Below are 15,024 nucleotides of genomic sequence, written 5' to 3' on the forward strand. Positions count from 1 at the left end.
GCGCGATCGGCGCGCTGCGTGGGCCGAAGCACGGCGGGGCGAACGAGGCCGCGTTCGAGATCCAGTCGCGCTACCAGAGCCCGGACGAGGCGGAGGCCGACATCCGCCGGCGCGTGGAGAACAAGGAAGTGGTGATCGGCTTCGGCCATCCGGTGTACACGATCTCCGATCCGCGCAACAAGGTCATCAAGGAAGTCGCGCAGAAGCTCTCGAAGGAAGCGGGCAACACCAAGCTCTTCAGCATTGCCGGGCGGCTGGAGTCGGTGATGTGGGACGCGAAGAAGATGTTCCCGAATCTGGACTGGTTCAGCGCGGTGTCGTATCACATGATGGGCGTGCCGACGGCAATGTTCACGCCGCTCTTCGTGATCTCGCGCACGGCCGGCTGGAGCGCGCACATCATCGAGCAGCGCATCGACAACAAGATCATCCGGCCGAGCGCGAATTACACCGGACCGGAGAATTTAAAGTACGTGCCGCTAAATAGGAGAAAATAGCGGTCGCTGTGCGCTGTCAAAGCGCGTGCAGTTCAACGCACGCGGCCGCCAGGACCGGTAGCCCGCGCGATGTTTAACTGAAACTAGATAGAAAGGTTTTCTCCATGAAAAAGCTGATGATCGCCGCCGTGATTGGCGCCCTGTCCTCGACGATGCTGACCGTCGCGACTGACGCCGCCGCTGCGGACACGGCAACCGCCAAGCCGGCCACCAAGGCCGTTGCGAAGCGCCCAGAGCCGCGCCGCCTGATCAAACGCAAGCCGAACGCGGCCAAGGAAGCGAAGGTCGATCCGGTGCCGGAAGGCTCGGAAAAGTGGTCGTGCAAGGAAGGTCTGGCATTCGACCTGAAGGGCGACATGAAGCGTGACCAGGTCGTCACGGTTCACTGGGCGAACAAAAACTACACGCTGCCGCGCGAATCGACCACCACGGGTGCCGACCGCTTCCACGACGCCGCAACCGGTATGGATCTGGTCGTGATCCCGACCAAGGCCATGCTGTTCCAGGACAAGGACAGCTCGCGTCTGGCCGACGAGTGCAAGACGGCAGCGATGGAGCAAGGCGCACCGGCTCCGACGCAATCGAACGCGATCAACAAGTCCAGCAACTAATCATCGTCATCAGGAAAAGCTCCCCGATGTCCGCTCCGATTTCCAACGTGCGACCCGACCCGGATTCCGTCCTGGTCGATATCGTCGATTACGTTCTGGATTATCCGATCGACAGCACGCTCGCGCTGGAAACCGCGCGTCACTGCCTGATCGACACGCTCGGCTGCGGACTCGAGGCGCTCACCTACCCTGCCTGCACCAAGCTGATGGGACCAATCGTGCCGGGCACGATCGTCCCCAACGGCGCAAAGGTGCCGGGCACGTCGTTCCAGCTCGATCCGGTTCAGGCTGCCTTCAACATCGGTGCGATGATCCGCTGGCTCGACTTCAACGACACCTGGCTCGCCGCAGAATGGGGTCATCCGTCGGATAACCTCGGCGCAATTCTCGCGACAGCCGACTGGCTCTCGCGCACTGCCATCGCAGCGGGCAAAGCGCCGCTGGCGATGAAAGACGTGTTGATCGCGATGATCAAGGCGCACGAAATTCAAGGCTGTATCGCGCTCGAAAATTCCTTCAACAAGGTCGGGCTCGATCATGTGCTGCTGGTGAAGCTGGCGTCGACGGCCGTGGCCGGCCAGTTGCTCGGCCTCACGCGCGACGAGCTGATCAACGCGGTGTCGCAGGCGCTCGTCGACGGGCAGGCGCTGCGCACGTATCGCCACGCGCCGAACACCGGTTCGCGCAAGTCGTGGGCCGCGGGCGACGCGACCTCGCGTGCGGTGCGCCTCGCGCTGATTTCGAAGACCGGCGAGATGGGCTATCCGTCGGTGCTCACCGCGAAGACGTGGGGCTTCTACGACGTCCTCTTCAAGGGCAACGCGTTCAAATTCCAGCGCCCGTATGGCTCGTACGTGATGGAAAACGTGCTGTTCAAGATTTCGTTTCCGGCCGAGTTCCATGCGCAAACCGCGGTGGAAGCCGCGCTTGCGCTGCATGCGCAACTCGCCGTGCAAGGCCGGCGCGTGGAAGACATCAGCAGGATCACGATTCGCACCCACGAAGCGGCGCTGCGCATCATCGATAAAAAAGGCCCGCTGAACAATCCGGCCGACCGCGATCATTGCATTCAGTACATGATCGCGGTGCCGCTGATCCATGGCCGGCTGACGGCCGCGGATTATGAAGATTCGATCGCGCAGGACGCGCGCATCGATGTGCTGCGCGCGAAGATGGAATGTGTCGAAGACGCGCAGTTCACGAAGGACTACCACGATCCCGAGAAACGTTCGATCGCCAATGCACTGACGATCGAATTCAACGACGGATCGAAGTTCGATGAAGTCGCAGTCGAATACCCGATCGGTCACAAGCGCCGTCGCGAAGACGGAATTCCGTTACTGGTCGAGAAGTTCAAGACCAACCTCGCGCGGCGCTTTCCGGTCAAGCAACAACTGGCGATTCTCGACGTGTCGCTCGAACAGGCAAGGCTCGAAGCCATGCCGGTCAATGAATACGTCGATCTGTACGTCATCTAGTCAAGTACTGTAGTTCCGCGATCAAACCAAGGAAAACACCATGGCCCACAACCTCCACAAAACGCTCAAGGAATTCGACAGCGGTTCCGGCAAAGGCAAGTTCTACTCCCTGCCGCAACTCGGCAAGGCACTGAACATCGAGATCGACCGCCTGCCGGTCTCGATCCGTATCGTGCTGGAATCGGTGCTGCGTAACTACGACGGCAAGAAGATCGCCGAAGAACACATCACGCAACTGGCGAACTGGAAGCCGACCGCCGCACGCGTCGACGAAATCCCGTTCGTCGTGTCGCGCGTGGTGCTGCAGGACTTCACCGGCGTGCCGCTGCTCGCCGACATCGCTGCGATGCGCGGCGTCGCGAAGGCCGTCGGCAAGAACCCGAAGTCGATCGAGCCGCTGGTGCCGGTGGATCTCGTCGTCGACCACTCGGTGCAGATCGATCACTTCCGTGAAAAGAACGCGCTCGACCTGAACATGAAACTGGAATTCCAGCGCAACAACGAGCGCTACCAGTTCATGAAGTGGGGCATGCAGGCATTCGACACGTTCAAGGTCGTGCCGCCGGGCGTCGGCATCGTTCACCAGGTGAACCTCGAATACCTCGCACGCGGCGTGCACAAGAAGGCTGAGGGCGCCGACACCGTGTACTACCCGGATTCGCTGGTCGGCACCGACAGCCACACCACGATGATCAACGGCATCGGCGTGGTCGGCTGGGGCGTGGGCGGTATCGAAGCCGAAGCCGGCATGCTCGGCCAGCCGGTGTACTTCCTGACGCCGGACGTGGTCGGCGTGAACCTGAAGGGCAAGCTGCGCGAAGGCGTGACGGCGACCGACCTGGTGCTGACCATCACCGAACTGCTGCGCAAGGAAAAGGTTGTCGGCAAGTTCGTCGAGTTCTTCGGCGAAGGCACGCGCTCGCTGTCGCTGCCGGACCGCGCGACGATCGGCAACATGGCGCCCGAATACGGCGCGACCATGGGCTTCTTCCCGGTCGACGAAAAGACCGTCGACTACTTCAAGGGCACCGGCCGCACGGACGCGGAAATCGCCGCGTTCCAGAACTACTTCAAGGCGCAGGACCTGTTCGGCCTTCCGAAGGAAGGCGATATCGACTACACGAAGGTCGTCACGCTGGATCTCGGCACGGTTGCTCCGTCGCTGGCAGGCCCGAAGCGTCCGCAAGACCGCATCGAAATCGGCAACGTGAAGTCGACCTTCACCGACCTGTTCTCGAAGCCGGTCGCGGACAATGGCTTTGCGAAAAAGGAAGCCGATCTCGACGCGAAGTACACGACGAGCAACGGCGTGGACGTGAAGAACGGCGACGTGCTGATCGCCGCGATCACGTCGTGCACCAACACGTCGAACCCGAGCGTGCTGCTGGCCGCCGGCCTGCTGGCGAAGAAGGCTGTCGAAGCCGGCCTGACGGTCGCGCCGCACATCAAGACGTCGCTGGCTCCGGGATCGCGTATCGTCACCGAATACCTGACCAAGACCGACCTGCTGAAGTACCTCGACAAGCTCGGCTTCACGCTGGCCGCTTACGGCTGCACGACCTGTATCGGTAACGCGGGCGATCTGACGCCGGAACTGAACGAAGCGATCACGAAGAACGACATCGTTGCGGCAGCGGTACTGTCGGGCAACCGTAACTTCGAAGCGCGGATTCACCCGAACATCCGCGCGAACTTCCTGGCCTCGCCGCCGCTGGTCGTCGCTTACGCGATCGCCGGCAATATCACGCGTGACCTGATGACCGAACCGGTCGGCAAGGGCAAGGGCGGCAAGGACATCTACCTGGGCGACATCTGGCCGACCAGCGAAGAAGTCAACGACCTGCTCAAGTTCGCGCTGGACGCGGAAGCGTTCCGCAAGAACTACGCGCAGCTCACCAAGAAGGGCGACCTGTGGAGCAAGATCGAAGGTGAAGAAGGCCAGGTCTACGACTGGCCGAAGTCGACCTACATCGCTGAGCCGCCGTTCTTCGGCAGCGACTTCTCGATGACCCCGGCCGACAGCATCGCACCGGTCAAGAACGCACGCGCACTGGGCATCTTCGGTGACTCGGTCACGACCGACCACATCAGCCCGGCAGGCTCGATCAAGGAAGATTCGCCGGCAGGCAAGTGGCTGAAGGCAAACGGCGTGCAGAAGGCCGACTTCAACAGCTATGGCTCGCGCCGCGGCAACCATGACGTGATGATGCGCGGCACGTTCGCGAACGTCCGGATCAAGAACCTGATGATCCCGGCGAAGGCTGACGGCACGCGCGTGGAAGGCGGCCTGACGGTTCACCAGCCGAGCGGCGAACAACTGTCGATCTACGACGCAGCGATGAAGTACATCGACGCCGGCACGCCGACCGTCGTGTTCGCGGGTGAAGAGTACGGCACAGGCTCGTCGCGCGACTGGGCGGCGAAGGGCACGCAACTGCTGGGCGTGAAGGCCGTGGTCGCACGCAGCTTCGAGCGCATTCACCGTTCGAACCTGGTCGGCATGGGCGTTCTGCCGCTGCAGTTCAAGGGCTCGGATAGCGTGCAATCGCTCGGCATCACCGGCGAAGAAACGTATGACATCGAAGGCCTGGGCGCTGACTTCAAGCCGCAACAGGAAGTGACGCTGGTGATTCGCGGCAAGGACGGCAAGGAAAAACGTGTGCCGGTGCTGCTGCGTATCGACACGCCGATCGAAGTCGACTACTACAAGCACGGCGGGATTCTGCCGTTCGTGCTGCGCTCGCTGTTGGCTGCTTAAGGTTAGCGGTCAAGCAAACGGCTTGGATGTTTTGCAGGGGCTGCGTCCTGTGGAAGGCGCAGCCGACTTTGAAGCCCGACCTTTGGTCGGGCTTTTTTTGTTGTGGGATGCGTGGTCTGCGGGTGGTTTGTTGCTGTGCGAGTGGGGAGACCAACGCGCGAAAAGCTAAGCCAATTGCCTGTGAAAGAACGTGGTCCCACAGAACTTGCCGTCGGGCATCAACGCATAGTTGGGTACATCGCCGACACGTTGCCAACCGGAGCGTTCGTAGAGTCTCTCGGCATCTCCACCGGTAACGGTGTCGAGGACTAATACAGACTTGCCGGCAGCGCGGGCCGCCTCATCGACCGCAGCTAGCAGGCGCAATGCGATACCTTGGCGCCTCGCTTTACGGCAGACCAGCATCTTTGCAACGTCAGCGCGATGCGGCTGGTTTTCGGGCTGGGCCGTTATTATCTGCACTGTGCCAACGATCCGGCCGTCGGCGTTTTCAGCAACGAGTAGTATTCGCTCGTTGCGCGCTACGCCATCTGCCACCCGCCGCCAGAACTCGACGGCGGCGCTCCTCGAGATCGGCAACATGAAACTCACGGACGCACCGCCCTCGACGCAATCAATCAGGACATCGGCCAACGCGTCCACACAGGCCATCGCTTCGTTCATGCCAACGCGTTCCACCTCGCGCTGAAGCGCGTCGCGAATGGGCCGTGCGATACGGAAATCCATCTCCGCGACCCACATGGACAGCGGATCCGCGGCGTATTGATCAGCGGTCAGCCGCTTGCGCGCGCCGGCCCACTTCATCGAATTGGAATGGCGTCGATCTATGATCTCGTCGAAGTCGTACATGGTCCACGCTCATGACAGGGCGAAGCGGATATTGTGACCATGTGGTCCGGCGCGCAGAAGCGCGAGATTCGACAAGCACTTGTGAATCGTCGTCACAAATCGCGCGAAGGCCGCGTGCTGCGCCTCACGCGTCGTCGATGCTGGCTTGCGGTGAACTCAGCGTAGCGACGTCCAGGCGTTCACCGTACGTCCTATTACATAGAGTCATGCGAGCGCGAAAATAAGTGCGTTGACGACTCAAGTAGATCTACCGACACTTGGCGAGCGACATAGCAATACGAGCGGGACGCGGCGAATGGCGTTACTCGTTTGTCGACAGAGCCGAAAGAGCGATAACCATGTGTTTGAAACGGGTCGCTCGCTTCGAAGCTTGAGAGCTTTTTCGCCTGGCTCATTGAGATTTTCGTTCCCCGCTCGATGCAGGCGCGTATGAAGTTGCAAGGCACGGCCGCGGCGCTGCCACCGCGGTCGGCAGCCCAATCTCAATTCGGTCGCCGTGAGATTCGCTGTCGTCACATGCAATGGCTAACAATGACTACCCGCTCGGATCGTGCCTTGATAAGAATCTATACCGCCTTCGTTCTCCTCGGAGTCCTCTGGGGATCAAATTTCATCTACATGAAATGGGCGGCTGCGTTCATCAGCCCAGGTCAGATATCGCTTTTGCGGGTCCTTTTCGGCTTCGCGCCGTTGGCAGTGCTCGCGTGGCGTAAAAGAGTAATCAGAATCGAACAGCTGCGCTATCTGCACCACTTCTCGGTGATGGCTGCGTTGACGACGGCCTTCTCCTACTTCGCAATGGCAAAGGGCACCTCGCTTCTTCCCTCCGGTATTGCCGGAGTGCTGGCGGGATCGCCTCCCTTGTTCACCTCGATGGCATCAAGCCTCTTTCTTCGCAACGAAAAAATGAATGGCCTGATGGTGTGCAGTGTAGCGTTGGGTCTGATCGGTATCGCATTGATTGCTCGTCCGTGGGAGAGCGCGAGTGCTGACAACGCGATCAGCTTTGCGGGGGTTGCATGGATGCTGGCGGGATCGATAGTTTTTGGGCTGTCGTATATCTACGTCCGGCGATTTATCTCGCCGGTCAACCTTGCCCCTTTGTCCGTAGTGACGTGGCAAATCGGCCTCGCACTTCTGATGCTTCTCATCTCGACCGACATGAGCGGAATCGGCCAGATACTGCAGGACTGGCGTGCTGTCACGGGACTGGTCATCGGTCTGGGATTGCTGGGTACGGGCGCATCATTTGTTCTTTACTACTTCCTGCTCCAGGAACTGGGTGCCGTGGCGGCTGCGGGCGCGATCTACATCACCCCCGTTGTTGCGCTTCTGATCGGTTGGGTTGCCGGTGAGCGAGTCGGTCTCGTGGAAGTAGTGGCCGTGATTCTTATCGTCGGCAGCATTGCCATGCTGGAAGTGGGTCGCCAGCGCACGGCTCACAGGGAAGCAGCGCCAACTCAAGGCACCGTCAGCTTTGATTGACCATGCCGAAACCAGGGGATTCTGTCGCAAACTCCAACAGGGCGGACTCCACAAGTTGGTTTTTGCGGATGAAACATCTTCGCGTTTGACCCGGTGCGTGTACTCAGCGCGGCGCGGGTCGAATTTCTGGCCGGTTTCATCCGCCGAGCCATGACGCCACAAAGCTGCCGCTCGCGCACGGGAACGTTTTCGCACAGCGGCTCCCGGCGAAGGTAGCGCAACGCGCACAGCCGACCACGAGCTCACGAGCCCAACTCTCCCTCTGCCCGCTCCCCCAGCACTGCACATGCGACGTTCTGCCATGCCTCAACCCCGCCGCAAATGATCGACAATTATTCGCGGCGAGCTGTTGCCCGATCGTTCAGCGAGGACACCATGGCGAAGAAGTTTCCGATATATCCGCTGCGCCCTGAGCGCGTCTGCTGGGGCTGCGATCACTACTGCCCGGCCGACGACATGCGATGTGGCAACGGACAGAGCCGGACGCAGCATCCTGCCGAACTGCTCGGCGATGACTGGTTCGAGCAAGGCGACTGGAACATCAAGGTTGACGCTTCAGGCAAAAACGTTACACCGTGATTCGCGGTGTCTTCACTGGGAAGCTCACTGTCGGTCCCGATCCTTTCCCCAGCGCCAGCGAGGCGGCTCGCCCTTCAGCCAGCACACCGCCAAAAGAACAAGCGTCAGGAGCACGACCGTCGCCGCGAAGGTGAACGGGCGCCGATGAGGCTCAAAGAATGCAACGGCCAAACAAAGCAATAAGACATACACGGCCAGTGTCACCCATCCCTGCCATCGCGTCGGCAACCCCCAGCCCCAACCATAGCGCTTGGCTGCAAACCAGTATTCGTTAGACCGCGGCATCACGCTTGCTCCATTCGCTATCGATCTCGCCCCTTGCGCATCGGAGGCTTTCCTATAACAGCGCGACTTTGCCCGAGTGAGTTCGCCACGTCGGCGATAACCGCTGCAAGCCGCTGCGCAGCCGCCTTCATCTGCGCAATGCTAAACCCCCCGAATCCAAGGATTAGACCAGGACGCCCCGTTCCCGGCGCAAACGTCGGCGATACGGCACGCACAGCGACTCCAGCCCGTGCGGCCAGCTCAACTACTTTTCGATCGTCTATGCCTTCGGCCAGCCAAAGGACAAGATGCATGCCCTGGTCGCCTCGTTCCACCCATGCCAGTTCCTTCGGGAGCAGTGTGCTGAGTGTCTCGATCAACTGCACTCGATGAGCGAAGTACACGTTACGAACCCTGCGAATATGGCGCTCCAGATGGCCCTCGGCCATGAAGGCCGCCAGCACGTGCTGGTCGGCATTGGGCGGATGACGGTCCATCAGCACACGCGCGCCGCAGAAAGCATCGACCAGATCATCGGGGACGATCGCATAACCCAAACGCAGCGACGGAAACAGGATCTTGCTGAACGTGCCGAGATAAATCACCCGATCGGGATCCAATCCCTGAAGTGATGGAAACGGATAGCCCTGATATCGAAGCTCGCTGTCGTAGTCGTCCTCGACCAGCCATGCGTGGTTGGCGCGCGCCCACGCGAGCAACGCGCTGCGCCGAGCCACGCTCATCGGCATGCCCAGCGGATACTGATGCGACGGCGTGACGAACGCGGCTCGCGCGTGAGGCGCCATCCGGATGCCTGCTTCGACGTCGATGCCTTCAGCGTCGACCGGTACGCGAATCATTGTGTCGCGATGGCCCGTACTTTCGAGTATGGCCGTCACGCCACGGTAGGCGGGATTTTCTACCCACGCCTCGTCACGCGAACCCAGCAACACCTGACACGCAAGAAAGAGACCCTGCTGTGTTCCGCTGGTCACGATAACCTGACCAGCTTCGCAATGCACCGAGCGCGACTTGCGCACATAGCCGGCAATCGCTTCACGAAGCGGCAACGCGCCGAGCGGGTCGGTATAGCCGGCCGGCGCGCCGGGCCCCTTGGCACGCACACGGTTGCCGAGCCGACGCCAGATGTCGCCGGGCGCTGTCAAACCGACGGGGACGGAAACCGCAAAAGGCACCGGCGCAAGCGGCCTGAACTCCTGCGCGATCTGCGCAAACGCTACCGCTGGCTCAGGCAAACCACGCAGCGCACTACGCCGGCGGATAACGCGCGGCTCGCGTGCCTGTCGCGGTTCGGCGAGCGCTCGCGCGACGCGCGTGCCGGCGCCCTCTTTCGATTCCAGGAAACCCTCGGCGATCAACTGCTCGTAGGCCTCGATGACCGTACCACGCGCGATTTGCAGCGACGCTGCCAGCAAGCGTGTGGACGGCAGCGCATCGCCAGGCAATATCTCGCCATTGCGCACCGCTTCTCGCAATGCCTGCGCGACCTGACGGCTCAGCTTGCCAGCCTCGCGATCCAAGGTGCCAATCGATGGAATTTCCGCGATTCCGGCGGTTCTCGCCATGATTCCGGTTCACCAAAAATTATTCAAACTGGATCTATAGCATAAACCAGTTTCCGACCACAATGCGCCCTTAGGCAGTTCGAATCGCTGACCCTCGACACCTCGGCAAGCAAGTGGAATCGATATGTACGTACCCAACCATTTCAACGAATCCAACCTCGAAATTCTGCACGCGCAGATTGCACAACATCCGTTCGGCACGCTGATAACGCATGGCAAAAGCGGCCTGGACGCCAATCACATTCCGTTCGAACTGGCAGCGGCAGAAGGCGAATTGGGCGTGCTGCGCGCGCACGTCGCGCGGGCCAACCCGGTCTGGCAGGACGTCGCAAACGGCGACGAGGTGCTGGTCGTGTTTCGCGCCGGAGACGCGTATATTTCCCCGACCTGGTACCCGAGCAAACACGAGTTCCACAAGCAGGTACCGACCTGGAATTACATCGTCGTCCACGCGCATGGACGCGTCACCATTCGTGATGACGAGCGATACGTGCGCGGCGTGGTTGGCCGGCTGACTCGCACGCATGAGGCATCACAACCGCAACCGTGGAAGATGGCCGACGCGCCGAAGGACTATATCGATACGATGCTCAAGTCGATCGTCGGCCTGGAGATCGAGATCACGCGACTGGTCGGCAAAAGCAAGCTGAGCCAGAACAAGGAAGCGCGCGATATTCAGGGTGCAGGCGAAGCGCTCAAAGCGCGCGAGAACTTCCAGATCGGCGACGCGATGCTCGCCCGGCTTATCGAAAAGTCGGAATAGAACGGTTCGATCAGGCCATCCTCATCTCTCCAGCAACGACGCCTCCCAATTAACGTACGGAAGGGCTGCCATGTTCCATACGGGTGAAGTGAAGGTTTACCGAGGCGGGGCCGTTCGCAGCATCAAGGACTGCGCGAAGATGGAATAGACGCCCCCGCGAAATCGTTTAGTCGACAAGCTAACCAACGGCGGACTTTTGATGAGCACTCGACAACAGCACGTCATGCGTCCTGTCAGCGCGACGCTGCTAATTGCATCCGTTGCGTTGTTCGCTGGCTGCGGCGGCGGCGGCGGTGGCGGGGGCGGTAGTGCTGGCGGCAGCGCAAGCAGCTTGTCGACGGTTTCCATCGCCGGTACGGCGGCAACTGGCAAGGCACTCTCGAACGCGACGATTAGCATCGATTGCGCGCGGGGCTCGATGTCGGTCGTAGCAGATGCGAACGGAAACTACCACGCGACCTTCGGCGCAGACATGCCGTGCATGATCGCTGCGACTTCGGGCGGGACGACGCTGCATTCCGCAGCCTTCGCTGGCGGCACGTACAACATCACGCCGGAGACTGACCTGATGTTGTCGTATCTGGCGGCGCAACTCGGCACGAATGAAAGCGGGCTCATCGCCGGCTTCGCGACGAACACACAGTTTCAGCAGACGCTGCAGAATCAAACCGACGTTCTGACTGCGCAGGCCGCTGTCGTCCAGAGTCTGCAGCAACGGTACGGTGTTACGCTTTCCACGCCCAATTTTCTGACCACCGCATTCACTGTCGGTCAGCCAGGCGAGGACAGCGATCTCGAAGCACTTTTCGCTCGCGGCGCAATCGATACCAACGGTGAACCGGACGCAGCCGCGGTTACGCTGATAGCTGCGGCGGGGGCCGCACATCCGATTGCACTTGTGCCGCCTACCGGCACAAGCGGGACCGGTGGAACCGGGGTGGGCGGCACTGGAAGTATGGGAGGCACCGGAAGTATGGGCGGCATGATGTGAGGCGGCACGACACATGATGCCTTTGAGTCACCGTTCGTTCGACCACCGTTCAACGTGTCTGGAACCTTGGGGATGGTCATCTTGTCACGGCGCACTCATGGCGCTGCATGAGATCGCGATGCAGCAGAGGTGACCGATAGGCGCTCAACCGAAAACACCCGCACATGTGTCAGAGGCGTTCCAGGACTTTTCGATCGACGTGTTTGCCATCAGCGCCAGCTAGAAGCCACGTAGACATCTTCGCCCACTACCGGCGACCGGCTCGCGACTGGCTCGCGACTGGCTCGCGACCGGTTGCCCTAGCGTACCCTGAACGGCTCGAGTAATGCGTTCCTGAGCGGTCCCGTTGGACGACCAGATATGAGCGTTGCGTGAGGCGCGCACAGGAACACTTGGACTAGTGCCGATGCATTCCGCCGAATCCCCTCATGCCACCGACCCCACGCATACCACCGTCGGGGAACGGGGCGCGATGAAAGCCCCCTCCGATTGGTGCGAAGTGATCGTGACCCTTCTGATGAAAGTGGTCGAAGTGGTGAAAGTGATGAAAGTGGTTGACAAAGATCACCCCCGTGCCAACGAATATCGGCGGCCCCCACCACCAGGTACCGGGATAAGGATAGGCCGAGACGGGATACCACAGCACGCTGCCATCCTCCCTTTGCACAATCTGCCAGGTTCCATCACTTTGCTGGCACATACGTCCGACGACCTGCTGCATCGTCCCGTCGATTTCTACCTGCCCGAAGATTGCGCGGCAATTCGTGCTGTCGGCCAGCTCCGGTGGCTCGTCATATGTTTGCGCGAGTGCAGGCGCAGCGAAGCCGAGACAGACGAGCAATGTCCCGCAACGAAGCAGTTTGTCCATGATGCATGGCCACGTGAATCCCCGAGGTTTTCGACGTCGTTCGTCGGCGTCACCCAGCGCATTGGTGCGCTTACGTAATTTAATGCCGCGGGCTTGGGTGTGGTGGGGCTTGCCGCTCGGGACGGAGTTGCCTGATGAGTAAACGACGAAGCACATCGGCCTATTCCGGCGATAGCTGTGCAGCGGGCACTTTCTGAACGACTTTGACTGGCAGTAGCGGGGCGAATCTTCGCATACGCTTGCAGCGGGACCAAACGTTCGTGCTGCCCTGGTGCGAATGTCAGGAAAGCAACCCGCGGCGGCCTGACCGGCGCAGATGGCTAAGTGCCGGCAACCGCCGATTATTTGTCCGCGAGTGGCCGTACCGGGCGGCCGCTCGACTCTGATGCCTGCTCTTGCAATCCCGACAGGTTTACCAGAAGCAGCGGTCGAAGTGCGTCCGTCGGCGACGCACGGTTAGCATGCCAAATTTTTCCTATGCAGCAGAGAACTGCCGACATTAACGAGCAAATGCAGATGTCCCTTTTATCGTCGGTCAGTGTTGGCCGCCGGGCACTTCGAAGGCGTTCGGATTGTCGGTGATCCGGCGCTGAGTCATGTGGGCGTTCCAGTCGGCGTCAGCCGACGATGGTGCGTCTGGCCGCGGCGCGACTTTCACGTGGTGCTGCGCGGGCTGATCCGAGGGCTGGTGGGCTTGCGCGATTGTGCCGTCGGCGGACGAGCGTGTAGTCCATTCGGGATGCACAGACAGGGAAGGCCGCTCGGCTGGATAAGCGAAGCGGTCCGGTGCCTGGCGTTCATCGACCCGCGCTTCGCTGGCACGTGCGGCTGCCGTTGCGCGATCGGCCCTCGCGACACGATGGGTTGCGCCGTGCCGAGCCGAGCCTCCCTCGATCGTCGGCGTAGTCTCACCTGCGGGTTGTACGGCTCGGGATGACGCCCGCGGATGAACCTCCTCCGGTGCGACATGCGCCGGCACGGTCGGCTGGATTGTCGCAATCGTTGCCGACTGATCGTCGCCGTGCGTTGCGCTGGTTGTCAGCAACCAGGTAAGCACGATTGCGCAGGCGACGAAGATCGCCGCGCCCAACACATGGTCTGCACGCGACGAACGCGCAAACGTGTTGCCCGTCTCGAGGTACTGGCGGGCTTCGGCCAGTTGAGCATCCCAACGGGACGAATAGTCACGTGGCTTCGGCAGCGTGTAGAAGAAACGGAACTTCGAACCCGATGCAAACGGATGCTGACGCGCCAGTGGCGCGGTGAGTCGCACGGCTTCGTGGCCTGTGCGCTGCGCCTCAGTGGATACGGCCGCTCGGGGCCGATTCTGCGCTGCGGCTCGCGCCGGCCATCGATAGACGCCGTAAGGCGCCGGCAAACCACGAAGCAACCGCGCATCCGGCAACGCCAGATTGCCTTGAATCAGCGCAAGCGGTCGGTTCAAGGTTCGGTGCTCCGGTGGACAGCGGGCAGCGCTTCGAGCTGTTTGACAAGACTCTTCGCACGGTCGATCAGCGCGTCGATTGCCCCCGCGTCCCGTTCCCGCGGCGACGTACTCGCGCGGCGCAACCCCTCCATCAAACCGCGCGCACCGACGAGACCCACCGCGCCGCTCAATCGATGCAGCACGCTGCGCAGATCATCGGGATCATCCTGATGACGCAATACGCTCAGGCGCGCCAGGTCGGCGTCCATCGCACGGCACCAACCGTCCAGAAATGCGGAAAGATCGACCCCTTCTTCGCACAATGCGTCCAGATAGCGATGTTCAAAGGGCTCCAGTGGAGCGCTTCGGGATGCATCGAGTGGCATCATGGTCGGCTTCACAGCGGCGCTCGACGGGTTTGCAGTGGCGACTTGGGCTGCTTGCTCGCGCGCTTGCGCGGCTTCGCAACGGTGCAGCCAGTGGTCCGCGATATGTTTCTGTTTCTTGGCCGCCCGCTTCCACGCGGCTCGCGATATGCACGTGCCGATCAGCGCAACGACCGCCACAAGGGCCAGTGCGAGTGCCAGTGAAGATGGCCATGGCTGCGACGCCATTGCCACGCCGTCTGCGCTCGATGCCGCGAATTGACGCGAATTTTCAGCGTGCATTGCATGGCGCACGGTGCTGATTGATGGTGGCGCGTTAGGCGCCGCCTCGGTGCCTGCCGGAAACATCCACAGCAGCGCAAGCACCAGGAGACAGCCAGATGCCCTCACCTTACGGATCGACGTCCGCAACGCACGCTGAACGATGGAATGCGAAAAATCGCCGAGGCAGCACGGCACACGACAATGACGCACCCATGACGA

General features: G+C 61.2%; 14 protein-coding genes. 8 read left to right on the forward strand and 6 right to left on the reverse strand.

Annotation, left to right across the window (positions count from 1 at the left end):
- The 4 genes from BN2475_RS24520 to acnA all read left to right on the forward strand — a co-directional run.
- Positions 1-497: citrate/2-methylcitrate synthase (locus tag BN2475_RS24520; RefSeq protein WP_281254267.1), on the forward strand; the 497-nt coding region annotated here is incomplete at its 5' end.
- 104 nt (positions 498-601) lie between these two features.
- Positions 602-1,108, forward strand: coding sequence for a hypothetical protein (locus BN2475_RS24525; RefSeq protein WP_094782075.1), 507 nt, complete (start codon positions 602-604; stop codon positions 1,106-1,108).
- Between the two features lie 26 nt (positions 1,109-1,134).
- Positions 1,135-2,586 (forward strand): bifunctional 2-methylcitrate dehydratase/aconitate hydratase, encoded by a 1,452-nt coding sequence (locus tag BN2475_RS24530; RefSeq protein WP_094782076.1) that lies wholly within the window; start codon positions 1,135-1,137, stop codon positions 2,584-2,586.
- A gap of 40 nt (positions 2,587-2,626) precedes the next feature.
- Positions 2,627-5,344, forward strand: a complete 2,718-nt coding sequence (gene acnA, locus BN2475_RS24535) for an aconitate hydratase AcnA (protein WP_094782077.1) — start codon at positions 2,627-2,629, stop codon at positions 5,342-5,344.
- 165 nt (positions 5,345-5,509) lie between these two features.
- On the opposite strand, the gene BN2475_RS24540 is transcribed toward acnA, so the two are convergent.
- Positions 5,510-6,007: a GNAT family N-acetyltransferase gene (locus BN2475_RS24540; protein ID WP_425435565.1), complete on the reverse strand. Its 498-nt coding sequence runs from the start codon at positions 6,005-6,007 to the stop codon at positions 5,510-5,512.
- A 615-nt stretch (positions 6,008-6,622) separates the two neighbouring features.
- Between BN2475_RS24540 and BN2475_RS24545 the strand changes: the two genes are divergently transcribed.
- Both BN2475_RS24545 and BN2475_RS24550 read left to right on the forward strand, forming a co-directional pair.
- Positions 6,623-7,678 carry a DMT family transporter gene (locus tag BN2475_RS24545; RefSeq protein ID WP_245841561.1) on the forward strand — a complete coding sequence of 352 codons (1,056 nt, stop codon included), beginning with the start codon at positions 6,623-6,625 and terminating at the stop codon, positions 7,676-7,678.
- Positions 7,679-8,053: 375 nt separating this feature from the next.
- On the forward strand, positions 8,054-8,257 hold the full coding sequence (locus BN2475_RS24550) for a DUF3079 domain-containing protein (RefSeq protein WP_094782132.1): 204 nt from the start codon (positions 8,054-8,056) through the stop codon (positions 8,255-8,257).
- 24 nt (positions 8,258-8,281) lie between these two features.
- Here BN2475_RS24550 and BN2475_RS35785 read toward each other — a convergent pair whose 3' ends face one another.
- Together BN2475_RS35785 and pdxR are read right to left on the reverse strand one after the other, a co-directional pair.
- Positions 8,282-8,542 carry a hypothetical protein gene (locus BN2475_RS35785; protein ID WP_094782079.1) on the reverse strand — a complete coding sequence of 87 codons (261 nt, stop codon included), beginning with the start codon at positions 8,540-8,542 and terminating at the stop codon, positions 8,282-8,284.
- Between the two features lie 17 nt (positions 8,543-8,559).
- The gene (pdxR, locus tag BN2475_RS24560) at positions 8,560-10,107 is read right to left on the reverse strand and encodes a MocR-like pyridoxine biosynthesis transcription factor PdxR (RefSeq protein ID WP_094782080.1); all 1,548 of its coding nucleotides are present in this window, start codon (positions 10,105-10,107) and stop codon (positions 8,560-8,562) included.
- Positions 10,108-10,231: 124 nt separating this feature from the next.
- Here pdxR and BN2475_RS24565 point away from each other — a divergent pair, with 124 nt between their 5' ends.
- Together BN2475_RS24565 and BN2475_RS24570 are read left to right on the forward strand one after the other, a co-directional pair.
- Positions 10,232-10,870, forward strand: coding sequence for an FMN-binding negative transcriptional regulator (locus tag BN2475_RS24565; protein WP_094782081.1), 639 nt, complete (start codon positions 10,232-10,234; stop codon positions 10,868-10,870).
- 199 nt (positions 10,871-11,069) lie between these two features.
- Complete coding sequence (locus BN2475_RS24570) at positions 11,070-11,861, forward strand: hypothetical protein (RefSeq protein WP_094782082.1); 792 nt, start codon at positions 11,070-11,072, stop codon at positions 11,859-11,861.
- Between the two features lie 397 nt (positions 11,862-12,258).
- Here BN2475_RS24570 and BN2475_RS24575 read toward each other — a convergent pair whose 3' ends face one another.
- The 3 genes from BN2475_RS24575 to BN2475_RS24585 all read right to left on the reverse strand — a co-directional run bounded on the left by BN2475_RS24575 (position 12,259) and on the right by BN2475_RS24585 (position 14,769).
- Positions 12,259-12,729, reverse strand: coding sequence for a hypothetical protein (locus BN2475_RS24575; RefSeq protein ID WP_094782083.1), 471 nt, complete (start codon positions 12,727-12,729; stop codon positions 12,259-12,261).
- A gap of 535 nt (positions 12,730-13,264) precedes the next feature.
- Positions 13,265-14,173 carry a hypothetical protein gene (locus BN2475_RS24580; RefSeq protein ID WP_094782084.1) on the reverse strand — a complete coding sequence of 303 codons (909 nt, stop codon included), beginning with the start codon at positions 14,171-14,173 and terminating at the stop codon, positions 13,265-13,267.
- Positions 14,170-14,769 carry an Hpt domain-containing protein gene (locus BN2475_RS24585; RefSeq protein ID WP_143325893.1) on the reverse strand — a complete coding sequence of 200 codons (600 nt, stop codon included), beginning with the start codon at positions 14,767-14,769 and terminating at the stop codon, positions 14,170-14,172. The genes BN2475_RS24580 and BN2475_RS24585 overlap by 4 nt, the downstream gene beginning before the upstream one ends.
- Positions 14,770-15,024: the final 255 nt, after the last annotated feature.

The sequence above is a fragment of the Paraburkholderia ribeironis genome (assembly GCF_900019265.1).
Classification (GTDB): Bacteria; Pseudomonadota; Gammaproteobacteria; order Burkholderiales; family Burkholderiaceae; genus Paraburkholderia; species Paraburkholderia ribeironis.